This is a genomic window from Vibrio diazotrophicus, from assembly GCF_038452265.1.
Classification (GTDB): domain Bacteria; phylum Pseudomonadota; class Gammaproteobacteria; order Enterobacterales; family Vibrionaceae; genus Vibrio; species Vibrio diazotrophicus.
This window is the reverse complement of sequence record NZ_CP151842.1, coordinates 1,602,683-1,626,040: the sequence shown is the minus strand read 5'-3', so window position 1 is coordinate 1,626,040 and position 23,358 is coordinate 1,602,683. Positions and strand designations below refer to the sequence as shown.

Here is a 23,358-nt window from a genome sequence, read left to right as displayed (position 1 = left end):
TTTTGCATCCTAATATATCCTTCCCTGAGCTGTTCCTATCTTCAATGGCCGAAATTCTTCCTCCTGAGTTAAACATGGAAGATTTCATTGCAGCATGCCAAAGACCGTTACGTAAAAGTGTTCGCGTAAACACATTGAAAATCTCTGTAGAGGAATTCAAAAAACGCGCTGAAGATAAACGCTGGGCTTTAGAACCTGTACCTTGGTGTGATACTGGTTTCTGGATTGATGCTGACGAAAGTGACGTACCTCTGGGGAATACCGCTGAACATATGGCAGGCTTGTTCTATATCCAAGAAGCCAGCTCAATGATGCCTGTATCTGCACTGTTCACCGCGGAAGACAGCCCTTATCTGTCAGTGCTAGACACTGCGGCAGCACCGGGCTCAAAAACAACGCAGATTGCAGGCTTAATGCAAAACAACGGTATTTTGGTAGCGAATGAATTCTCAGCCAGCCGTGTAAAAGTCCTACATGCCAACATAGAACGCTGCGGCATTCGCAACACTGCGCTGACCAACTTTGATGGACGAGTGTTTGGCAGTTGGTTACCTGAGCAATTTGATGCCGTGTTGTTGGACGCGCCATGTTCAGGCGAAGGAACCATTCGTAAAGATCCAGATTCATTGAAAAACTGGAGCAAAGAATCCATTCATAGTATTGCGGATACACAAAAAGAGCTGATCGAAAGTGCCTTTCAGGCCCTAAAAGTGGGTGGTGTGCTTGTTTATTCAACCTGTACATTAAGCCGTGAAGAGAACCAAGACGTGTGCCAGCATCTTAAACAGACATTCGGCGATGCAGTCAGTTTTGAATCGTTAGCTTCCCTATTCCCTGAAGCCAATAAAGCATTAACAGAAGAAGGTTTCCTGCATATATTCCCACAAGTTTATGACTGCGAAGGCTTCTTCGTGGCTCGAATCCGCAAGAATGCCAGTGTCGAAACGCCACCAGTCAAAAAACGCTTAGGTAAATTCCCGTTTGAAAAAGCCAACGCGAAGATTTCAAACGACGTGAATCAAGAGCTGAAAAAATGCTTAGGTATTTCGCTGCCAGAAAACAGTTCCGTCTGGCTTCGTGATAACGATGTATGGTTATTCCCTGATGCATTAGAGCCAATGCTGGGTGAGCTACGTTTCTCTCGCATGGGGATTAAAATTGCTGAAACGCACAAAAAAGGCTATCGCTGGCAACACCAAGTTGCAACCACTCTTGCAACGGGGAAAGAAGCTTGCGGTATTGAACTCTCGATTGAAGACGCCAGAGAATGGTATATGGGGCGTGATGTTCGTCCACAAGGGCAAAGTGGCCAAGGTGAAGTCATCGTCCGCTTTGGTAACGATGTGATTGGATTAGGAAAATGGGTCGGTAACCGAGTGAAAAATGGTTTACCAAGAGAGCTTGTTAGAGACAAAAACCTATTCTAAAAAGCAAACTTCTCTTTTGTAAAAGCAAACTATAGTATGAAATTCTAGTTAACCCTCGCTAAACGAGGAGCCTGTACTACACTTATTTGTAAGTGGAAATTAGCGCAGGCTCTTCGGAGCCATTCCCCTAGGCCCAAAAATGCAAAGCATTTCGGGCCTTTTTTTATTCTAGGGAAACAAGGTTATTCAGGAGGAACAAACAAAGCTATAAAGCTTGGCATTTAAGCCAAGCGGATGCCATCTTGCTCGATAACAATCTTACCTTGTTTGTACAAAGTACCGATAGATTTCTTAAACGTCCCTTTACTGGTACGGAACTCAGCAAAGATAGCTTCAGGCGTTGATTTATCACTTAATGGCATTGAACCGCCTTTCTTAGCCAGAGTCTCTAAAATCTTCTCGCTCAAGTCGTCCATCTTCTCAACACCGATCTTCTGCAAAGAGAGATCAATTTTGCCATCAGGGCGAATATTCTTGATGAAGCCTTTCAGCTTTTTACCAATAAATAACTTACCAAATACATCTGAAGGGAAAATCATTCCCCAATGCTCGCCATTTACTATTGCTTTGAAGCCCAAGTCTGACCGTTCAGCAATAATTAAATCAACCTGCTGGTTCTTAGTGTAATTAGCTGGTGTTTTATCCAACCATTTATTGAACTTAGTGGTACCAACGATACGACCAGACGCTTTATCTGTATAAACATAAACCAGTACGCTTTGACCCGGCTTAAAGCGCGTACGTTGCTCGCTAAATGGAAGCAACAAATCTTTATTTTTGATACCCCAGCTTGCAAACGCGCCAGTGCTGTTAACACTTTCAATCGTCATTAAGCCCCATTCACCCACTTGAGCCACAGGTTTTTCAGTTGTAGCAGCCAATTGGTTGTCTGAATCGAAATACAAAAATACGTCAACATAGTGTCCGAGTTCTACGCCCTCAGGAGCCATGCGTTTTGGCAACATTGTTGTGCCATATTCGCCCGCATCTAAAAACACGCCAAACTCAGCGATTTTTACCACTTCTAGACTGTTAATCTTGCCAACGTTAATCATTAATTACTGTCTCACCTCAAATTTGCAGAGATTATACGTTATCTCTGTTATGCTTTCGCCTGTTCATCAGAGAAAATTTCGTTATTTTTTTCGAAGATAGTTAGGAGTTATTGTTGATCACGGTAGATAAGCAAGATGCGGTTACGTTAAAAATCACCACTGAGATGTCAGAAAGCAAAAAACTGGACTTAGACATGTATATCTTTGTTCCGGGCGAACTAGGACTTACCTCTGACGTAATGACTGAGTCTGAATTTTTTTACAGCTCCATTCATCAAAAACGCTCCTACTACAGTGACAAAATTCTTCTCCCACTTGTACACAGTCGACTTGCCCAACGTGGCAGGCTCTCTCCAACACAGTACCGTGTAAGTTTAAGTTTGTTTGCTTATCAATATGTTATCGCATTAGATAAAGCCGTCAGTCAGCTCAACCTTTCAAGTGACAGCGTCACTGAAGATGAGGTTGATACTGTTATAGAACTCTCTTTAGACATACTTAAACGACTACGCCGAAGCATTCCGTACGAAGAAGGTTTGAAGCGTTACTACGCAAATATCGATAACTACCTCTCTTGGTATACTGAACAAAAATTCTTATCCATGGTGTCTCAGCTGACTCGTGATAAAGAATATAAAACCATAAAAGAGCGCCTGATTACCTTGGTTGAAAGGGAGCAAGCGCACCGAACTCTGAACAACTATAACTCTGTCAAAGCTGATCAAGACATTACCCGCTTGAGCAACAAAATGCGTTTGCTACGTCGTTTGATAGAGCATCCGATTATTCTTACTGAGAAGGTGACTTCTTTAGGTAAAAATATGAGGCGCGCAGTCAAAGGCTTAGCGACGGGGTTAGTGATGGTGTTTGTGACTATTACAGCGATTCTGGCAAGAGATTATTGGGGAGAAATCACCGCATCATTCATTATCGCTATGTCTTTTGTCTACGCTTTGCGCGAGATATTTAAAGACGATTTGAAAGACATGATGTGGCGCTGGATTCGCAAAGGAAAACCGAAGTGGCGTCGACGCTATTTCGACCCAACGACAGGCAAACAAGTCGGTCAAAAAATCGAATGGCTCGACTATAAGCCGCTTTCTGCTTTAGCCGATCGCATCAAAATAATACGTAAGAAACGCGTGGTTCAAAGGGAAGAGCAAATTCTCCATTACCGCTCCGAAACTGAAATGACAACGTCACGTTTCATGAGTGGCTATGAAGAAACTCGAGATGTAATGCTGATCGATCTGCGTGCTCTAACCCGCTTGATGGATAAAGGTTCCAACCGTATTTATCGGCTGAGCAATGGTCAGGTAAGCCGAGAATCCGTCGAAAAACGTCATTTAATCAACTTAATCATTAAAGAAGACGGACACCAGCAAAGCCCTCGTTACTATCGTTGGAAAGTAGTACTCAACCGAAGCAAGATCGTCGATATTGAGAAAACCGAAATCCAACAATAATCGGGCTTTGCTAGTTAAATCAGGCTATCCGCGCTTGTTAATGCGCTTAAGCGACAAGGTTAACAAAAATTCCGCCATTGGCTCATCTCCATGTAAGGATGGGCAAGTGGCAACAATTTTTACGTCTTTATTAATTCGCTCACCTGTTGCTATGGTTTCATCCAGCATTGCATCTATCAGTTCGCCGTCATTACAGTGAAAGTGCACATCCGCTTCCGGACGTTTAAAAAACTCCCCTTTGACAGCTTTAAAAGCCAATGACACCTTTTCGCCACGTTGCCCTGCTTTGTCCATAGCCATAAAGCCACCAGCTACGTCTGCGCCTACAGCGAGCACACCAAAGTACATGCTGTTCAAATGGTTTTTGTTGCGTCGTTTTAAAGGAATACGGATTTCTATCGATTTATCATTGAGAGATAAAATTTGAGGGCGGCATGCCCAAATCAAAGGAACTTTAAAAAATCCAAATGACTTGAGATACCAATTTGCTTTAGTAAGTGTAGAGAGCATGTTTCTGACCTTTTAAGGTATGTTGTTTTATATTTATTCGGTCAGTTAAAGGGATGCAGGATAAAGTGTCAACATTTCGCTAACAAAATTAAGAGATCAGTGATGCTCTCACCAATCTCTTAATTCTCAATCAAGAACAGCGAGTTAAAAGTTAAAAATAGACTCTGGCTGGATGTTTTCTACAAGATGTTCCTGCAGTTTCGGATAGTTTTCCAAACCACGAGTAACAACCACTACAGGCTTTTTAGCCAAGTTTGCAGCCGTTACAACAAGGTTCGCTAATTGACTTACCGCTTCGCTTTCTGGGTTATATAAATAGCTAATCGCATCATTATGTTTATCCACCGCTAACGTCATCTGCGTCAGGTCGTCCCAATCGATGACAACACCATCAAAGTACTGCAGCAGTTTCTCTGCAACCAACGCAGCCGAAGGCACACTACAAACATACAACACTTTCAGACCATTCAAACCACGTGGTAAACCTTGTTCAGCCAGACGATCAATAATGGTTGCAGCATCGCTCAACGCTCTGACAAACGGTACAACGATCTCTACGTTATGACCTTTCTCTTGCAGTGCTTTGATCACCTTGCACTCTAGAGCAAACGCCGGTGAATACTTGCTAGAAGCAAATCGAGACACACCGCGAACACCCATTGCTGGGTTAACTTCATCTTCTTCTATGCTTCCGCCAATCAGTGCTTTAAACGCATAGCTGTCTGATGAGCTTAAACAAATTCGAATTGAGGCATGTTCAGCAATGATCGACTGCGTAATGCGTTCTACAAGAACTGAGACAAAATGTTCTTCGATCGACAGTCCGTTGAGCAGAGATTTCAATGAGTTTTGTTCTAACTCAGGAAGCAACTCTACTCCACCCGCAGCCAATGCAGGATGGTAGAACACACTCTCTGCAATCAATTCAGACAGCGATATAAATAAGGCATGGCTACTTTGCTGTGGCTCCGCATTTGGCAGGGTATTTCCCAACACCAATTCTTGATGGATGATTCCTTGTTGTTCAAAACTCATTACTGCTCCAATTACCGTTTTGTTGTTAGTTCGAAAATACCGAGTCAAAGAGAGAAAAACAAGCATATATTCAATAGTTATGATGAAAAACTGAATATATTTTCACTTTACACTTTTTATGAGCGTCAAATGCTCGCAACTGTTTATTCTGACAGCCAAATTCGCTATCTTTAGCGCTTCGCAATAAAAGGACAGGCTATTCTCCTATGCCAACCAAAACAGATGAATTAAGAACCCAAGCGTTGGGACCGATGCCAACTCCGGCAGAACTTAGCCAAGCACATCCAATTACGGAAGAAGTTGCACAACGTATTGCTCACTCTCGCAGACAAATCGAACAGATTCTTACTGGCGAGGACGATCGCCTTTTGGTCATCGTAGGCCCATGTTCTGTACACGATACAGAAGCAGCTTTGGATTACGGCCAGCGTTTAAGTGCAATTCAAGAACAATATAGCAATGAATTGTTTATTGTTATGCGAACTTACTTTGAAAAACCGCGCACAGTTATTGGTTGGAAAGGTTTAATTACCGATCCAAACTTAGATGGGTCTTATGCATTAGAAACCGGTCTAAACAAAGCGCGTAAACTTCTGCTCGATATTAACAAGCTTGGTCTTGCAACTGCGACTGAGTTCTTGGATATGATCACAGGCCAATATATCTCTGATTTGATTACCTGGGGAGCAATTGGCGCGCGTACGACGGAATCTCAAATTCACCGAGAAATGGCTTCTGCTTTGTCTTGTCCAGTTGGTTTCAAGAACGGTACCAATGGCAATGTAAAAATTGCTATTGATGCGATTCGCGCTTCTCATGCCCAACACTACTTTTATTCGCCAGATAAAAATGGTCGCATGACGGTTTATCGCACTGCGGGCAACCCATTCGGTCACGTTATCCTACGTGGTGGTGAATCTGGACCAAACTTTGACGCAGCATCAATTGATGAAGCGTGTAAGCAACTAGCCCAATTTAATTTGCCGGAACGTCTTGTGGTCGATTTCAGCCACGCGAACTGCGAAAAGCAGCATCGTAAACAATTAGACGTTGCTCAAAACATTTGTGAGCAAATCGAGTCCGGTAGTCATAAAATAGCGGGTATCATGGCTGAAAGTTTTATTGAGGAAGGAAACCAGTCTATGGTTGACCTTGATAATCTGACGTACGGCCAATCTATCACTGACCCTTGTTTGGGCTGGGAAGATACCAAGACAATGCTAGCGATGCTGGCTGAGTCGATAAAAGTACGCCGCTCTAATCAACAATAAGGAAACTTAACATGCCTTCTTTTGATATCGTTTCTGAAGTCGATACTGTTGAAGTACGTAACTCTGTCGAGAACTCCGTACGTGATCTAGCAACACGTTTTGACTTCCGCAACGTTGAAGCCAGTTTTGAACTAAAAAATGAAACGGTAAAACTTACTGCCCCTGACGATTTCCAAATCACTCAGATGATGGACATCTTGCGTAACAACCTCGCGAAACGCGGTGTTGACCCACGTTCAATGGAATCGAAAAAATCGGTACCGTCAGGTAAAACTTGGTCTAAAGAAGTGGTTTTCAGACAAGGTATTGAAACCGATTTAGCGAAGAAAGTCGTTAAGATGATCAAAGATGAGAAGCTAAAAGTTCAAGCTTCAATTCAAGGCGACAAAGTACGCGTAACTGGTAAAAAGCGGGATGATTTGCAAGCTGTGATAGCGTTCCTACGTGGTTCAGATTTGGAACAGCCGTTGCAATACAACAACTTCCGCGACTAATCAGAAGTTTTGTCACAATAAGTTGAAAAAACCAGCCAAATGGCTGGTTTTTTCTTTGTCCATCTCGATTCGATATTCAAAGTCCAAGCTCTTCTGAAAGTGCTTTGATTTGCTCTAAGTCCATCTGATGAATTCTTAGCATTTGATCAATTTGGCTAATTCTCGAACTCGCAGCATCCTGTTTATCACAAGAGTCTGAGGTGGCATCCCATGACTTACCTTCTAAATAAACATCACACTCTTTTTTCAGTGTTTTTAACTTAGGAACCAACTCGTCACGTTCTTTCTGCAAGGTTTCTACTTCTTGCTTAATTTTCAGCTCTTTCTGGAATAACTCACGCGAACGCTCAAGCATGGTGGTTTGCATATCTGACTGACGATTCAACTTGGCATTTTGCTGAGCAGTATGCTCCAGCTGCGCTTTTTGTTCTGCGACTTGCGCTTCCAACGACATATTCACTTTTTCAAGCTCAGTCAGTTGCGATTCAATGTTTGCCAAAGCTTGTTGATGCTTTTGTTCTTGCTCATCCATCACCGCTGCAAGTTGCTTATCAAACTCTTCTTGGGCTGAGGTTTTATTCTGCTCTGCAACCGCCACTTCTTCGGTTTTGGTTTCTAAACTCTTCTGATACTGAGCCTCAAGCACTTGGTATGTTTTTTCCCATTTTGAAGCCGTGATTGAAGAACCAATCAGACCTCCGAGTGCCAAGCCCAATACAGCAGCCACTGCTATATAAACAACACCCCTTTTATCACGCTGCTCGATGACGACAACATCATCATGATCATCATCTAAATCTGTTTGATTCATTTTTTACTCCCAATATATTGAAAGGGAATGCCATTCCTACCGTTATTTAGCTTGACCTGAACTCTTTGATGAAGCTCTGAATTCTGCATATTGAAGTCACTTAGGTATACAAACATCAGCGGATCAATTCAGCTACAACAACTGTCACAACGTAGATGACAAACGCAGAAACCAAAGTTGTGACAATCCACTTCTGAAATTTCGCGTTAGTACCATATCGGATTAACAGAAAAGCCAGCACCACCAATACAGCGATAGCAATTAACCTGTTCATGGATTCCTCCAATTTGTTGACTTGCTTATATCACGTATTATTGCCCATAAAGTCATGGGAAAGTATATAAATCCGTAACTTGAACCACAATGTTACATTAAATTGATCTAGCGCGTGACATCACATTTTGATTTCGCTAATATCGCCAACGCAAATTATCCATTCACTTGGATAATTGTTCCGATGAAGACTGCAGGAGAGAGGTTATTAATCTAATAACAAATTGTTAGATTAGTGTTACCCGCCGAAGAAGTAAATCTTTCAGGTGCTTTATTCCGTATTTGGAATAAGCGAGGACTGTAGTTGGAGGAACCTCTGGAGAGAACCGTTAAATCGGTCGCCGAAGGAGCAAGTCCTGCGTTTAGCAGGGTGAAACTCTCAGGCAAAAGGACAGAGGAGTGAAAGGCCCTATTGTGTTCGTTGCATCCAATGCCACGGATCTATTTATATTTTTTAATACCCTTTCTCTCTTCTCCTTATGTGTTATTTTTTAAGGGGAATTCATGACAAACCTTCAATCATTACTACAATCAATCGACAATTTTATTTGGGGTCCACCACTTCTAATATTACTTGTTGGTACAGGTATCTATTTTACATTTCGTTTAGGCTTACTTCAGTTTCGCCATCTACCAACTGCGTTAAAAATGGTCTTTTCCAAAGACAAAAACTCAAACAAAGAAGGTGATGTATCCAGTTTCGCTGCCTTGTGTACTGCCCTATCCGCAACGATAGGGACGGGTAACATCGTGGGCGTAGCAACCGCTATCAAAGTCGGTGGTCCTGGCGCACTGTTCTGGATGTGGCTGGCAGCGGTATTTGGCATGGCGACTAAATACGCCGAATGTCTACTGGCTGTAAAATATCGTAAAACAGACGCAAACGGACAAATGGTCGGCGGACCAATGTACTACTTACAATACGGCGTTGGCTCAAAAGCGCTTGCCGTGTTATTTGCAATTTTTGCTCTGGGTGTCGCTTGTTTTGGTATTGGTACTTTCCCTCAAGTAAACGCGATTTTAGATGCAACACAGATTTCATTTGGTGTATCACGTGAAGTAACCGCAGTGGTGCTGACTCTGCTAGTGGCATTCGTCACTATCGGCGGTATTCAGTCTATTGCGAAAGTAGCGGGTAAAGTGGTACCAACAATGGCGGTGTTCTACATTGTTGCTTGTCTGAGTGTGATTATCACCAATTCAGATCAACTGTTGAATGCTATTGAGTTGGTTCTGGTTTCTGCTTTCACTTCAACCGCTGCAACAGGTGGTTTCCTTGGCGCAAGCATTATGCTGGCTATCCAATCTGGTATAGCACGCGGCGTATTCTCAAACGAATCCGGCCTTGGTAGTGCTCCAATGGCAGCAGCAGCAGCGAAAACGGACTCTTGTGTACGCCAAGGTTTGATCTCCATGACAGGCACGTTCTTCGATACCATCATCATCTGTACCATGACGGGCTTAGCATTGATTCTTACCGGTGCATGGCAAACAGATTTGGCTGGTGCTGCAATGACAACTCATGCATTCGCTGTTGGCTTAAATGCAAACACGTTGGGGCCAATGCTTGTCTCTATCGGCTTAATGTTCTTCGCATTTACCACCATCTTAGGTTGGAACTATTACGGTGAGCGTTGCGTGGTTTACCTATTGGGGACAAAAGCGGTTCTGCCATATAAGCTAATCTTCATTGCTCTCGTAGCATCAGGCGCTTTCTTGCATTTGGATATGATCTGGATTTTGGCGGATATCGTGAATGGCCTGATGGCGATTCCAAACCTTATCGGTCTGATTGCCCTACGCCATGTGGTAGTTGAAGAGACAAAACGTTACTTTGAAGCGCATGTGACTTATTCAAAAGCTGTTGCTTAACCAAGCATCATCCGACAGATAAAAAAATAGCGCCGCATTGGCGCTATTTTTTATTGCAAACATAATGTTTCAGACTAAACCGTTTCTTTTTCAAATAACAATTTAATGCCTAAAGTCACTAGCACCACACCCGTTGTGCCTTCCATCCAACGCATGAACGAAGCATTTTTAAGTAGGTTCTTAGCGGAACTTAACGCTGCTGCCAGACCACATTGCCAAATCATCGCAATCACGAAATGAATCGCAGCCATCAATAGAGATTGAAGCAAAGGTGAATGCTCAGGATTAATAAACTGTGGCAAAAATGCTAAGTAAAATACCGCTGTTTTAGGGTTTAATACGTTCGATAAGAAACCTTCACGCAGTGAACGTTTCAAATTCAAAGATGAATGCGTAGCCACTGCTACATTGAGCCCTTGACCAGAAGCCATAAGCGCTCGAAGACTCGATAAACCCAACCAAATTAAGTAAGCCGCACCAATCATTTTCACAAAATGAAACAGCTCTGCTGACTGAGCCAAGATCGCTGAAATACCGATTGCAGAAAAGGTAGCGTGGACAAATAGTCCCGTACAAATTCCCAAGCTCGTAGTACAACCATCCGCGAATCCCGCTCGTGAGGTGTTGCGAATAACCAGTGCGGTATCCAATCCAGGAGTGAGAGTCAGAATGGTAATAGCAATAAGAAAAGCTTCGAAATTTTGAATGTACATTATCAATCCCTGATGAATTATGAGATCTTCGTTATACAACAAAGATCTCACACTGTCTCTATGACTTTTAAGTTAAAGAATAATTATTTAGCGAGCTGCGCTAAGCGCTTCGCTGCCGCTGAATGACGCTCTAGCAGTTGAGCCATATCAATACCCAACACTTCACCATCTAAAACTCGCCATTGACCAGCCACCATCACTTTATCCGCTTGCTGAGCACCACATAATAAAAGCGCAGCTAATGGATCGTGACTTCCTGAGAAACGAATATCATCAAGCTTGAACATGGCTATATCGGCTTCTAAACCAACCTCTAACTCGCCAATATCACTGCGCCCCATTGCTGCTGCCGAACCTTTCGTCGCCCAACGTAATGCATCGAAATGGGTCACTTTAGCGGAACCGTATTGAAGCCGCTGCAAATACATCGCCATACGAACTTCGGCAATCATATTTGAACCGTCATTGGAAGCCGAACCATCAACACCTAGCCCTACTTTCACGCCAGCAGATTCCAGTTCTAAGTTCTTACACATTCCTGAAGCCAGCATCATGTTCGAGGTCGGGCAATGTGAAATACCCACCCCTGCTTTACCGAGCCTGATAATTTCTTCTGAATTGAAATGGATGCCGTGCGCCAGCCAAGTTCTGTCATTAAGCCAACCTACATCTTCCAAATAATCTACCGGCCTCATGCCAAAGCGTTGAATGCAAAAATTCTCTTCATCGATGGTTTCACACAAGTGTGTATGAGTCATAACACCGTCGCGCTCTGCAATACGAGCGGTTTCCTTCATTAAGTCTGTAGTGACCGAGAACGGTGAACACGGTGCTAACGCGATTTGCGTCATTGCTCCATCTTGAGTCTGATGATAATCACGGATTAATCGTTCGCTATCATCAATGATGGTTTGTTCTTTTTGTATGGTCTGCCTTGGCGGAAGACCACCTTCATCCTCGCCTAAACTCATTGATCCACGAGTGAAGATAGTACGCACGCCGAGTTTACGTGCCGTTTCAACCTGTATATCAATGGCGTGTTCAAGTCCTGATGGCAGCAAATAATGGTGGTCTGATGCGGTTGTACAGCCTGAACGCATCAATTCCACCAGCGCCAGCTCGGTCGCAACACTGTGCATTTCATCGTCAAGATTCGCCCATACCGGATAGAGACTCTTGAGCCAATGAAAAAGCTCTTTATTCAAAGCGGTTGGATAAGCGCGAGTTAATGTTTGATAAAAATGATGGTGAGCATTGATGAGCCCGGGAGTGACGACGTGATGCGAAGCATCAACAGCGTAGTCATAAGATATTGAAGGTGAAGCGTTTAACGCAACCAGTTCGATAATTTTGTTTCCGCGAATTACCACACCACCACGAGCATCTTTGGTATTCCCTGTATAAATCGCGAGAGGATTTTTAATCCAGATAGTTTGCATTCATAAATATCCTTAGCCGTTTCAACCATTTCAGGGGAAACGGACTTTATTTGTCGCCGTAAGCAGTTCCAACACTTATCTAGGACAACGGTTTTATCGTTAATGAATTTCCAATGAACTTGGCCCTATGTATTTAAACCTAAGAGAATCCTTGCTTCTTTCCAACTAGCATTTTCCTTTTAGGCATAAACACAATAACCAATAAACTTGTTTTTAGGAACATTCTTACCGTTTACTGTTCTGTGATAGTAATGAGAATGAAAAACACTTCAGAAAATGCGCGACAACGACGACGTGTAACGATAAAGTATCGCTCTAATTCTGCTTTAAACTAAGTCACCTTTTACTATGCAAACCAACCCTTTGCTGGCAATTCCTGTCGGCGTACGTTTTATGTTTCTTTCTGCGCTCGGCTTCTCCTTGATGACAGCCAGCGTAAAAGCGGTTCATGAATATGGCATTCCTGTCTTTGAAATAGTCGCGGCAAGGGCTCTTGTCTCTTTTGTCATTAGTTACGCTGATGTAAAACGTAAACGCATTTCGGTTTGGGGTAACAATCGCCCATTGCTATTACTTAGAGGCGCTGTAGGTACGTTTTCACTTATCTGTGTCTACTATTCAGTAACGTCACTACCGCTAGCAGAAGCAACGATTCTTCAATACACGCACCCTATTTTCACCGCGTTGCTAGCCGTGTTCTTTTTGAAAGAACGAATTCAACCAGCAACCTTGATCTGTATTGTGCTATGCATACTAGGTCTATACTGCATCCTATTGCCAGAACTTGATGGTTCCACTGAAGTCAACCTACCCGCATTCAGCGTGATAGTTGCCCTCATTGGCGCTTTTGGTAGCTCTATCGCTTATGTCATTGTTCGTAAGCTAAGCCAAACGGAAGACAGTTCAGTCATCATTTTATACTTCCCAATGATTGCTACTCCCATTTCGATTCTGCTGGTATGGAATGATTTTATATGGCCGGATCTTCATTTGACCTTTATGTTGATTATGATTGGTGTGTTTACACAGATTGGACAATATGGCTTAACCAAAGCGATGAAAACGCAAGAAGCGGGTAAAGCCTCAGCGTTCTCTTACGTTCAGATCGTATTCTCGATTGTTATCGGACTGGTGTATTTCGAAGAAATTCCAGCTGTGTCTACCTATATCGGTGGTGCTCTTATTGTTGTCGGCGCTTTGTTCAACGTGTTTGGACAACGAATTGCTCTGCGTAAAGCCTAATCATTGATTGAGTGTATACAGATAAGAAAGTCGCCAAACTAGGCGACTTTTTTGTTGGTTTAACTTTAGGCTTACGCTTCAACGGGTTTTCGCCAATCGTCTGAACCTGACGTACCTGCATTGACGTGGTCCCAAGTGATTTTTCGGTAAGACATCGAAACCGTTAGATTTTGAGTGAAATCTGATTTTGCCGGATCTTGGCAGTGAGGCATTTCACAATGAATATCAACGATCGAAGCGTTCTCTAGCTTGGTGACGAAGAAGTTCTCTTGTTTGCCTTCAATTGACGTACGGTACCATTTCAACTCAACAGACTTCATTTTCTCACCTGACGCCAAAGCGTTGTACAACAGAGGTACAGCTTTGTTTAACGCTACAGTGAATTTAAACGGTTTATGAACACGTTGCCCTGAAGGTTGACCCGACTGTGGATCCGTTGGGACAGTCACACTGTGGTCAAATTGCTGCACCAGCATTTCATCTTCATGGCCTTCAACAAATGAATCGCCAATTGAATCTGAAGTGCATGCTCCAGACGTAATCAAGCCCTGTGTTTGACCTTCTATCGAGATATAACATGGAGTTGGCATTTTACATTCCTCTTTATCGGTATAAATATCGCGTTATGCGCTAAGTCGTTGAATAAAGAGCAAGTCAAATGCCAAATAATTATCATCAATAAATCAATAAGTTAAATTAAACCATTGAGATAAAAAGCAATATTCTGCCTAAAAATAAGTAACTTTCTGCTCAATGAGCAACAAGATTACAACAACTTAATTTGGTGATTAGTTTTTCCCTTGATACACTTTCTGCAAATTTCTTTAAGGATAAAGGAACACTTTCTATGAGTGCATTCAACACCTTAGTTCAACACTTTAAAACCATTTCTCATTTCAGCCACCTATCTGCGATCTGTGGTTGGGACCAAGCTTCAATGATGCCAAACGGCGGCGCTCAGGCTCGCTCTGAAGCGATGGCTGAACTCTCTGTTCATATCCACAGTCTTATGACTAAACCACAGCTTGAAGAATGGTTTGCGTCTGCCGCTTCTGAATCTCTTAATCATCAACAGCTATCTACATTAAGAGAGATGAAACGCCAATGGCAGCAAGCAAATGTGCTTCCGGAAAGCTTAGTTCAGGCGAAATCCCTTGCGGGTTCTAAATGTGAACACGCTTGGCGGACTCAACGTAAAGAGAACGACTGGGTTGGTTTTGAAAAGAATTGGGCAGAAGTCGTTAAGTTGTCACAAGAAGAAGCCGCAATCCGAGCAGACGCTACAGGCCTAACGCCATACGATGCGATGCTGGATATCTATGAGCCGGGCACAACCACACAATCTTTGGACGTAGTATTTAATGATGTTAAAAGCTGGCTACCAGCCTTAATTGATGCCGCGATAGAAAAGCAGAAATCTGAACAGATCATTATGCCTAATGGTCACTATGCGACTGAGACACAAAAAGCTCTCGGTTTAGATGTAATGAAGTTACTTCAGTTTGACTTCAACCACGGCAGACTCGACGAAAGTGTTCACCCTTTCTGTGGTGGTGTACCAAGTGACGTTCGCATTACCACTCGCTACAGCGAAGAAGAGTTTGTACAGTCGCTTATGGGTATAGTGCACGAAACCGGACACGCGCGATATGAACAAGGACTACCGAAATCACTAGCGGGAAACCCTGTTGGTGAAGCACGCTCAATGGGTATTCATGAATCTCAATCGCTATTTTTTGAAATGCAGGTTGGACGAAACGAAAACTTTATTCACCATCTAGCGGGCTTAGCTGCGACTCATTTTAAGGATAGTGATAAACACGTTCTTGAAGTGGAGAACATGAAAAAGCTCTACACCCGCGTGAAAAGAGATTTTATTCGCGTTGATGCTGACGAACTCACCTATCCTAGCCATGTCATTTTGCGTTATGAAATTGAACGCGATTTAATGAATGGCAAGATCAAACACACTGATGTGCCAGAGCTTTGGGATACAAAAATGCAAGCCTACATAGGTCTAAGCACCAAAGACAACTACAGAAATGGCTGCATGCAAGATATCCACTGGACAGATGGAAGCTTCGGGTATTTCCCGAGTTACACATTGGGCGCAATGTATGCTGCTCAATTTATGGCTGCTATGAAGAAAACCGTAGATGTAGACAGCGTTATACGCAGCGGTGACTTAACACCAATCTTCACTTGGTTGTCAGATAATATCTGGAGTAAAGGCAGCTTATTCACTACTGACGAGTTGGTAACACAAGCCACTGGTGAAACACTGAATGCGGAACACTTTAAGAAACACCTGACTTCACGTTACTTAGGTTAAGTTTTTAACCGCAGACGTAAAAAAGCCAGCCTTACTAGGCTGGCTTTTGCGCATCTGCACTATCAGACTTTTTAAAACTATAAGACTTATAGGAAGTGGAAAGTCGCGTTTAGTGAGAATGAGTTGATATCTTCGTTATCTAAAGTATAGCTGTTGTAACTGGCACCAACAGAGAATGGACCCATGATGAAGTATTCAGCACCTACGCCGTACATGATATCTACGCCATCATCGATCTTCGTACCGTTTTGGTCTAGGTCCCAAGAATGTAGGCCACCTTTCGCGTAAACGTGTAGAGGACCAAAATCAATGCTTGGTTTTAATGCAAAGTAAACTGAGCTCGCTGTTTGATCATTGCCAACACCGAAATCGAAATCACCGTGCTTTGTATAACCTGCTTCTACACCGATAAATGGCAGAATGCCTGTGCCAGCGTGTACGTTGTAAGAAGTACCCGTTTTGCCTTTAAAGTCAGACTGACCAACAGTTGCACCACCGTAAATCCATGAATCAGCGAACGCTGTTGTTGAAGCTCCGATAAGAGCAATTGCTAATAGAGTCTTTTTCATAATAAACCTTCTTTTATAACGTGAGGCAACAGTCCCAAATTCGGCGATCCGTTGCCACGTGGCGCCAAATTATAGTGATTTCATTCAGCTATGCAAATCTTATACCGAACATGCATCAATAGCGTTCTTAACTCGCTTATCCGAGACAGGATAAGGCGTGCCGAGTTGTTGCGCGAAGAAACTTACTCGAAGTTCCTCAATCATCCAGCGAACTTCTTTGATATTTTCCGGCAATGCCATTCCCTTCGGAACTTTGTTTAACAGCTCTTTGTAATCATTGCGAATCGATTCCACCTTAAGCATATGCAGACGATCTTTATTCGGATCGATCGGCAATTTCTCTAAGCGGCGTTCTATTGCCTTCATGTATCGCAAGATATCCGGTAGTCGTTTCCAGCCACATTCCGTTGCAAAGCCCTTAAATATCAAGCCTTCGATTTGCGCTTTCACATCGGATAATGCAAATGCCATCGTGAAGTCAACCTTACCTTTCAATCGTTTATTGATATTGAATGCCATTGTCAGTATCGCTTCAACTTGCTTCGCAATATCAACCACGGTGTCACCCAGTTCGGCTCTTACAAACTCTTTCAGAGACTCAAACTCTTCTGGCGTCCACGCTAGTCCACCACGCTCTTCAAGTAACTTGTCGATACCACATGCAATGCAGTCATCAATTAAGTCCATCACTTTACCGAACGGGTTGAAATATAATCCAAGTTTAGACTTGTTCGGCAAGTTGGTGTGCAGATATTTAATCGGTGAAGGCACGTTCAGTAAAATCAAACGACGTTGACCTTCGCGCATCGCACTGATTTGCTCTTGCTCAGTTTCAAACAGCTTAATTTCAACGCTGTCTTTTTTGTCTACCAGCGCAGGGTAAGCCTTAACGTCAAAACCACCACGTTTCTGCTGATACACTTTTGGCAGTTCACCAAACGACCAAGTGTGTAAACCTGATTGCTCAATGTCGTCATCAGCAACCTGTGAAAGGGTTTCTTGTACTTTCTCTTTTAAGCTCTCTTTCAGCTCGTAGAGATCTTTGTTCTCTTTAAGCTTACGGTTTCGGTGGTCTACCGCTCTAAAGGTGACTTTCAAGTGATCCGCCACCTGCGACAAATTCCAGTCATCACGCGATACTGTAACGCCCGTCATGCGACGCAATTCTTTCTCTAAAGCGTCAAGCAGAGGCAGTTCCATCGCATTTACTCGCGCCAAGAATGCATCTGCATAGTTAGGTGCGGGTACGAAATTCTTACGCAAGGTTTTCGGTAGAGACTTAATCAAGCTGACGACAAGTTCATGCCGTAAACCCGGTATCTGCCATTCGAAACCTTGTGGTTCAACTTGGTTTAAGATCGGCAGAGGAATATGAACAGTGACACCGTCACTATCCTCCCCCGGTTCAAACTGATAACTGAGTTTTAGCTTGAGGCCATTTTGATACCAGAAGTTCGGGTAATCTAAATCGGTAATATGGCTGGCATCACCTTTGAACAGCATCTCTTTTTCAAAGTTAAGCAACTCTGGAGATGTCTTGCTGGTTGCTTTCCACCAAGTGTCAAAATGACGACCAGAAACAACTTCTGTACCAACACGCTGGTCATAGAATTGGAACAAGTCTTCATCATCAACCAAGATGTCGCGACGACGTGACTTGTGCTCCAGCTCTTCCACTTCTTGCAGTAGCGAGCGATTGAGTTTGAAGAAGCTGTGTTTGGTTTCCCATTCACCTTCTACAAGCGCGCTACGAATAAAGATTTCACGGCTCAACACCGGATCAATATTGCCGTAGTTCACTAGGCGCTTAGGTACAATCGCGATGCCGTAGATCATCACCTTCTCGTACGCCATTACCGCCGCACGTTTCTTCGACCAATGCGGTTCACTGTAGCTGCGTTTGATTAAGTGTTTCGCCAGCGGTTCAATCCATTCAGGCTGGATTTTCGCCACGATACGCGCCCAGAGTTTGGATGTTTCAACTAACTCAGCAGACATCACCCACTTAGGTTGCTTTTTAAACAAGCCAGAGGCTGGGAAAATATTGAAGCGAGCGTTGCGAGCACCTTGATACTCGTTCTTCTCTGGGTCTTTGATACCAATGTGCGATAACAAACCAACAAGAATAGCGGTATGAACACCTTCATAGCTGCCCGGTTCGTCGTTGAGCTTATAATCCATTTCACGCATTGACTGATGCAATTGGAAGTAAACATCCTGCCACTCGCGAATGCGCAAATAGTTGAGGTAATCTTGCTTACATTGACGGCGGAACTGGTTACCCGTGAGCGCTTTCTGTTGTTGCTTGATGTATTCCCATAAGTTCACAAACGTTAGGAAGTCAGACTCTTCATGATGGAAACGACGATGTTTTTCATCCGAAGACTGCTGCTTATCACTTGGTCTCTCACGCGGATCTTGAATAGAGAGCGCAGAAGCAATGATCATCACTTCTTTTAAACAACCCATGCGTGGCGCTTCCAACACCATACGAGCTAAACGAGGGTCAATTGGCAAACGAGCCAGTTTACGCCCCACTTCGGTAAGTTGTTTATTGCTGTTTTTCGATTCTTCTTTAACCGCTCCGAGCTCTTCAAGCAAACGCACACCGTCTTGAATGTTGCGTTTATCTGGCGCTTCGACAAATGGGAAGGCTTCAATATCACCCAGACCAAGTGCCGTCATTTGCAGAATAACCGACGCTAAGTTGGTACGTAGAATTTCAGGATCGGTGAACTCCGGACGCGAGTTAAAATCTTCCTCGGAGTAAAGGCGGATACAGATACCCTCTTCCACACGACCACATCGGCCTTTACGCTGGTTGGCGCTCGCCTGAGAAATAGGTTCAATAGGAAGACGCTGAACTTTAGTTCGGTAGCTGTAACGACTGATACGCGCTGTACCTGGGTCGATCACATATTTGATACCAGGTACGGTAAGCGATGTTTCCGCCACGTTGGTCGCCAATACAATTCGACGACCAGCATGCGGTTGGAAAATCTTGTTTTGTTCACCGGCTGAAAGGCGAGCATACAAAGGAACGATTTCAGTATCACGAAGGTTACGTTTCGACAGCGCATCCGCCGTATCGCGAATTTCGCGCTCACCGTTCATAAAGATCAGAATATCGCCTAAGCCTTCATCGCAAAGCTCGTCTACTGCTTCAAAAATGCCTTCAAGCTGATCACGTTCGCTATCTTCGTCGCTCGACAATGGGCGGTAACGAGTATCCACCGGATAGGTACGTCCAGACACTTCAATGATAGGAGCATTGTTAAAGTGGTTTGAGAAACGTTCAGGGTCGATCGTTGCCGAAGTAATGATGACTTTCAGATCAGGACGACGCGGCAACAACTGTTTCAAATAACCGAGGATAAAGTCGATATTTAAGCTGCGCTCGTGCGCTTCATCGATAATGATGGTGTCATATTGATTGAGAAAACGGTCATGCTGAATTTCGGCCAGTAAAATACCGTCTGTCATCAACTTGATTTGTGTTTGATCAGAAATTTGGTCGTTGAATCGAACTTTATAACCGACAAAATTGCCCAGTTCGGTTTCCATCTCTTCAGCAATACGGGTTGCGACTGAACGAGCAGCAAGACGACGCGGCTGAGTATGGCCAATCAGGCCATATTTACCTCGACCAAGCTCAGCACAGATCTTCGGTAGCTGAGTAGTTTTACCTGAACCTGTTTCACCAGCAACGATCACCACTTGGTTCTCTTGAATCGCTTTCGCAATGTCGTCGCGCTTTTGACTGACTGGCAAAAGCTCTGGGTATTCGATAGTGACTTTCTGGTTGATTCGCTGCTGCACAACCATCATGGATTGCGCGATATCTAAAGCGATTTCATCAAACACGGCATGACGAGCTGCATCTTTTTTGATTTTACTTGCGCCCGAAATACGCTTGCTTAATCGAAAGCGATCTTTCAGCAAACATTGCTTCAGTGCTTTCTTCAGAGATTCTGCACTGTTCGCTTTTGCTGAGTTATTCGTTTCTGTATTTGGCTGTGACTGAGTCAAAGCGTTTACCTATTCTTTTAATTAACAAAACTTCGCGGATTGTATCACAGAGTGCGGTCAGGATTAGCAATTCCTCTTATTCAATTTTTTTGAATGAGTCATGCAAATATTCCTGCTTCTTATGTGTCATAGCTCTCATTATGATGTAACCATCAATGTGATACCTCCAGTAAAGGAAAAATTATGTCTCAAGTACTTGCACTTAAATCCAGCATCCTTGGTGATTACTCTCAATCAAGTAAACTGATTGATGCTTACCTAACCAAATTCGATCAAGATAAACTCGTTGTTCGTGATCTGGCTGCTTCTCCTCTTCCAGTACTTGATTTATCAGTAGCAACAGCACTTCGCGCTACGGATGATCTGACTGCAGAACAAAAAGAAGTTGTTGAACTTTCAGACACGCTAATCGCTGAAATCAACGCGGCAGATACACTTGTTATCGCAGCACCTATGTACAACTTCACAATTCCAACTCAGCTTAAAAACTGGTTTGACTTGATTGCTCGCGCTGGCGTGACATTCAAGTACACAGAAACAGGCGTTCAAGGTCTAATCGAAGGCAAGAAAGCAGTTGTTATTACCACTCGCGGTGGTATCCACAAAGATTCTGCAACTGACAACGTGACGCCTTACCTAAAAACGATTCTAGGTTTTGTTGGTATTACAAACGTTGAGTTTGTATACGCAGAAGCCCTAAACATGGGCGATGAGCCAGCGGCTAAAGGGATTGAATCAGCACAATCTCAACTAGAAGCTATCGCACTGTAATCTCCAATCGTTGTATACCCAAACTACTTGGAGTTGCAGGTAGGCGGCAAGCGAGTGAATCCCCATGAGCATAGATAACTATGTGATTGGGGTGAACGAACGTAGCCAACACCGCTGCAGCTTCAAGTAGGAAGGGGATAAAGCTACAACATAGCCAGTAGTCCATAACTCAGTGCATTCAAAGCAGTCCATCAAGGGCTGCTTTTTTATTGGCACTGCCTAAATTGGACAAATTTAGTGGCACGCCCCACATTTATTAAGAGAATGAGGTTAAGAATACTTAGTTTTCATGACGTTTGGCCGTTAATATACGCAGACTGGAATACCAATAAGACCACATTTTGAAAGCATCAGAACTTAAAGCGTTATTAGACTCACTTCCACAAGACATCGACCCAGATATCGTGATGGGTGAAGATTGGCTGCCAGAACGCCTGATCAATACGCATCTTAATGACGATTTCTTGTTTCTGGAATTCGACAATGCACCAGAAGAAGATCAAGGCGAAGAAGAAGGCCGAGGATTTGTCGAACATGAAATTGAGATGATTCGCAGCCAAATTGAAAGCCTTTTGCGTGAAGAAGACAAAGGCATTAAAACCAAAGCAGAAATGTTGCTGACCTTACTGGTGATGGCTCATGAGCGTACCAGCTCAGAATTTATTGAATTGATTGAACCTTTTGTCTCCGATGATGATTACTAGTCATCCCTTTCTCGCTGATATAGCTAAACCCGATTGAACTGTTTGGCTTAAAATCGGTCTTTAAAATTAATAGATGAAATATATAAGTGAGTGAGATTTCATTATGTTCAACGCAATTACCTCTTTGTTCAAACAGTTGCTCGATGGCCAAGACCTAAGCCAGCAAAAACAGAGCCCAAATCTTGCGATCGCATGCTTATTGAGTGAAGTTGCGGGCGCTGACTACCAAACAGATAGCAAGGAGCAGGAAGCCAAACTGCATCTGGTTCAACGCTTATTAGGTTTAAATGAAGCCGAGGCTGAATCTTTAATTATCAAAGCGGAAGAACAAATTAAACAGTCTGCCTCACTGTACGATTTCACTTCTCAGTTACGTGAGCTTTCACAAGAAACACGTTTTGAACTGATAAAAGCGATGTGGGAAGTTGCCCACGCTGACGGCGAAATTGACCCATTGGAAGATGCCGTCATTCGTAAAGCATCAGAGCTACTTTACGTAGACCACCACCAGTTTATTCGCGCGAAACTGATGACGGCAAATAAGCAATAAACCGCGACAGATACAACAAAGGGCACTTCAGTGCCCTTTATTTTGATAACCAGCGGTTTTGATGCTCAACTGTTTTGATGAGCAATTTTCAAAGCATATTTTTAAAGCATATTTTTAAAGCATAGTTAATGCGAGCTTCGCTAAGTTATAAGCATCCACGTATCCTGAATGCTGGCGACCTTCCCACTCAATTCCTTTCCCTTCTTGAGCCGTTCGATGGCCAATACGTTTATCTTTAAGGCGATTTTGAATGCGGTATAGGGTGGCGAGATTAAGGAACTCTTTAAACGGAACATCAATCCCCTTTTGTTGGCACTCATTGATCAAGATTTGGTCATCTCGTCCCCAAGACGCGTAAATCTTATGTGGACCACCAAAATTCTTCACCATCGACTTTAACACTTCAGCCAATGGGCGACCTTGCTTCTCTATTTTTTTCGGTGTGATACCCGTTAGCTCGGTACAAAACAGCGAAATTTCGTCATGTTCAGGTTTAACGTAATACTGAGCGCGTTTTACGATCTCTCCTGCCGATAAATCAATTTCAGCCAGCCCTATTTCAATGATCTCGCCAGTCGTGCCCACTCCGTTTTCATTCCAACAGCACATTTCCAAATCGAAGCAAACAACACGGTTATAGTTCATTGGTAAATCTGGTCCCTTTCTTTTAAAGCTGAAAATCTAAAACTGAAAAGCCGCTATGTTACCTGAACAAAAGTGAAAACTCGATGCTCAAACGTAATTTAACCTGAATAAGCCACGCACAGTGAACTCATTTGCCTACTTATTCTTCAA

At 43.3% G+C, this 23,358-nt stretch carries 21 protein-coding genes and 1 riboswitch; of the genes, 10 read left to right on the top strand and 11 right to left on the bottom strand.

Going from position 1 to position 23,358, the window contains the following annotated elements:
* Positions 1–2 precede the first annotated feature (2 nt).
* A complete protein-coding gene (gene rsmF, locus AAGA51_RS07395) occupies positions 3–1,427 on the top strand; it encodes a 16S rRNA (cytosine(1407)-C(5))-methyltransferase RsmF (protein WP_042482477.1) in 1,425 nt (474 codons plus the stop codon).
* Positions 1,428–1,648: 221 nt separating this feature from the next.
* Here the strand turns inward: rsmF and AAGA51_RS07390 are convergent, their stop codons facing one another.
* Positions 1,649–2,482: a CvfB family protein gene (locus tag AAGA51_RS07390; protein WP_042482480.1), complete on the bottom strand. Its 834-nt coding sequence runs from the start codon at positions 2,480–2,482 to the stop codon at positions 1,649–1,651.
* 113 nt (positions 2,483–2,595) lie between these two features.
* Here AAGA51_RS07390 and AAGA51_RS07385 point away from each other — a divergent pair, with 113 nt between their 5' ends.
* Positions 2,596–3,948 carry a hypothetical protein gene (locus tag AAGA51_RS07385; protein WP_042482483.1) on the top strand — a complete coding sequence of 451 codons (1,353 nt, stop codon included), beginning with the start codon at positions 2,596–2,598 and terminating at the stop codon, positions 3,946–3,948.
* Between the two features lie 24 nt (positions 3,949–3,972).
* Here AAGA51_RS07385 and AAGA51_RS07380 read toward each other — a convergent pair whose 3' ends face one another.
* Positions 3,973–4,458 (bottom strand): PaaI family thioesterase, encoded by a 486-nt coding sequence (locus tag AAGA51_RS07380; RefSeq protein ID WP_042482485.1) that lies wholly within the window; start codon positions 4,456–4,458, stop codon positions 3,973–3,975.
* 144 nt (positions 4,459–4,602) lie between these two features.
* Entirely contained in the window at positions 4,603–5,493 is an 891-nt protein-coding gene (locus tag AAGA51_RS07375) for a putative PEP-binding protein (RefSeq protein ID WP_042482487.1), read from the bottom strand.
* Positions 5,494–5,699: 206 nt separating this feature from the next.
* Between AAGA51_RS07375 and AAGA51_RS07370 the strand changes: the two genes are divergently transcribed.
* On the top strand, positions 5,700–6,764 hold the full coding sequence (locus tag AAGA51_RS07370; protein ID WP_042482490.1) for a 3-deoxy-7-phosphoheptulonate synthase: 1,065 nt from the start codon (positions 5,700–5,702) through the stop codon (positions 6,762–6,764).
* Between the two features lie 11 nt (positions 6,765–6,775).
* Positions 6,776–7,258, top strand: a complete 483-nt coding sequence (locus tag AAGA51_RS07365; protein WP_042482491.1) for a YajQ family cyclic di-GMP-binding protein — start codon at positions 6,776–6,778, stop codon at positions 7,256–7,258.
* A gap of 76 nt (positions 7,259–7,334) precedes the next feature.
* Here the strand turns inward: AAGA51_RS07365 and AAGA51_RS07360 are convergent, their stop codons facing one another.
* Together AAGA51_RS07360 and AAGA51_RS07355 are read right to left on the bottom strand one after the other, a co-directional pair.
* Positions 7,335–8,069 carry a hypothetical protein gene (locus AAGA51_RS07360; protein WP_042482495.1) on the bottom strand — a complete coding sequence of 245 codons (735 nt, stop codon included), beginning with the start codon at positions 8,067–8,069 and terminating at the stop codon, positions 7,335–7,337.
* Between the two features lie 115 nt (positions 8,070–8,184).
* Positions 8,185–8,343, bottom strand: coding sequence for a hypothetical protein (locus AAGA51_RS07355; protein WP_042482498.1), 159 nt, complete (start codon positions 8,341–8,343; stop codon positions 8,185–8,187).
* A 305-nt stretch (positions 8,344–8,648) separates the two neighbouring features.
* Positions 8,649–8,747, top strand: a riboswitch (glycine riboswitch).
* A 99-nt stretch (positions 8,748–8,846) separates the two neighbouring features.
* On the opposite strand from AAGA51_RS07355, the gene AAGA51_RS07350 reads away from it, so the two are divergent.
* Positions 8,847–10,214 carry an alanine/glycine:cation symporter family protein gene (locus AAGA51_RS07350; RefSeq protein WP_042482503.1) on the top strand — a complete coding sequence of 456 codons (1,368 nt, stop codon included), beginning with the start codon at positions 8,847–8,849 and terminating at the stop codon, positions 10,212–10,214.
* Positions 10,215–10,288: 74 nt separating this feature from the next.
* On the opposite strand, the gene AAGA51_RS07345 is transcribed toward AAGA51_RS07350, so the two are convergent.
* Complete coding sequence (locus tag AAGA51_RS07345) at positions 10,289–10,927, bottom strand: LysE family translocator (protein WP_042482506.1); 639 nt, start codon at positions 10,925–10,927, stop codon at positions 10,289–10,291.
* Between the two features lie 83 nt (positions 10,928–11,010).
* A complete protein-coding gene (locus tag AAGA51_RS07340; protein ID WP_042482508.1) occupies positions 11,011–12,366 on the bottom strand; it encodes an 8-oxoguanine deaminase in 1,356 nt (451 codons plus the stop codon).
* 348 nt (positions 12,367–12,714) lie between these two features.
* Here AAGA51_RS07340 and AAGA51_RS07335 point away from each other — a divergent pair, with 348 nt between their 5' ends.
* A complete protein-coding gene (locus AAGA51_RS07335; protein WP_042482512.1) occupies positions 12,715–13,608 on the top strand; it encodes a DMT family transporter in 894 nt (297 codons plus the stop codon).
* A gap of 71 nt (positions 13,609–13,679) precedes the next feature.
* Here AAGA51_RS07335 and hcp-2 read toward each other — a convergent pair whose 3' ends face one another.
* Positions 13,680–14,198, bottom strand: a complete 519-nt coding sequence (gene hcp-2 / locus AAGA51_RS07330; RefSeq protein ID WP_042482515.1) for a type VI secretion system effector Hcp-2 — start codon at positions 14,196–14,198, stop codon at positions 13,680–13,682.
* 257 nt (positions 14,199–14,455) lie between these two features.
* On the opposite strand from hcp-2, the gene AAGA51_RS07325 reads away from it, so the two are divergent.
* Complete coding sequence (locus AAGA51_RS07325; RefSeq protein ID WP_042482518.1) at positions 14,456–15,940, top strand: carboxypeptidase M32; 1,485 nt, start codon at positions 14,456–14,458, stop codon at positions 15,938–15,940.
* Between the two features lie 86 nt (positions 15,941–16,026).
* On the opposite strand, the gene AAGA51_RS07320 is transcribed toward AAGA51_RS07325, so the two are convergent.
* The gene (locus AAGA51_RS07320) at positions 16,027–16,509 is read right to left on the bottom strand and encodes a porin (RefSeq protein ID WP_042482521.1); all 483 of its coding nucleotides are present in this window, start codon (positions 16,507–16,509) and stop codon (positions 16,027–16,029) included.
* A gap of 99 nt (positions 16,510–16,608) precedes the next feature.
* Complete coding sequence (hrpA, locus tag AAGA51_RS07315) at positions 16,609–20,538, bottom strand: ATP-dependent RNA helicase HrpA (RefSeq protein ID WP_042482524.1); 3,930 nt, start codon at positions 20,536–20,538, stop codon at positions 16,609–16,611.
* Positions 20,539–20,721: 183 nt separating this feature from the next.
* Between hrpA and AAGA51_RS07310 the strand changes: the two genes are divergently transcribed.
* From AAGA51_RS07310 to AAGA51_RS07300, 3 genes are all read left to right on the top strand, one after another.
* Positions 20,722–21,309 carry an FMN-dependent NADH-azoreductase gene (locus AAGA51_RS07310; RefSeq protein ID WP_042482526.1) on the top strand — a complete coding sequence of 196 codons (588 nt, stop codon included), beginning with the start codon at positions 20,722–20,724 and terminating at the stop codon, positions 21,307–21,309.
* Positions 21,310–21,650: 341 nt separating this feature from the next.
* Positions 21,651–22,013: a hypothetical protein gene (locus AAGA51_RS07305; protein WP_042482528.1), complete on the top strand. Its 363-nt coding sequence runs from the start codon at positions 21,651–21,653 to the stop codon at positions 22,011–22,013.
* Between the two features lie 103 nt (positions 22,014–22,116).
* A complete protein-coding gene (locus tag AAGA51_RS07300; protein ID WP_042482532.1) occupies positions 22,117–22,563 on the top strand; it encodes a TerB family tellurite resistance protein in 447 nt (148 codons plus the stop codon).
* 114 nt (positions 22,564–22,677) lie between these two features.
* Here AAGA51_RS07300 and AAGA51_RS07295 read toward each other — a convergent pair whose 3' ends face one another.
* Positions 22,678–23,208 (bottom strand): 3'-5' exonuclease, encoded by a 531-nt coding sequence (locus AAGA51_RS07295; protein ID WP_042482535.1) that lies wholly within the window; start codon positions 23,206–23,208, stop codon positions 22,678–22,680.
* Positions 23,209–23,358: the final 150 nt, after the last annotated feature.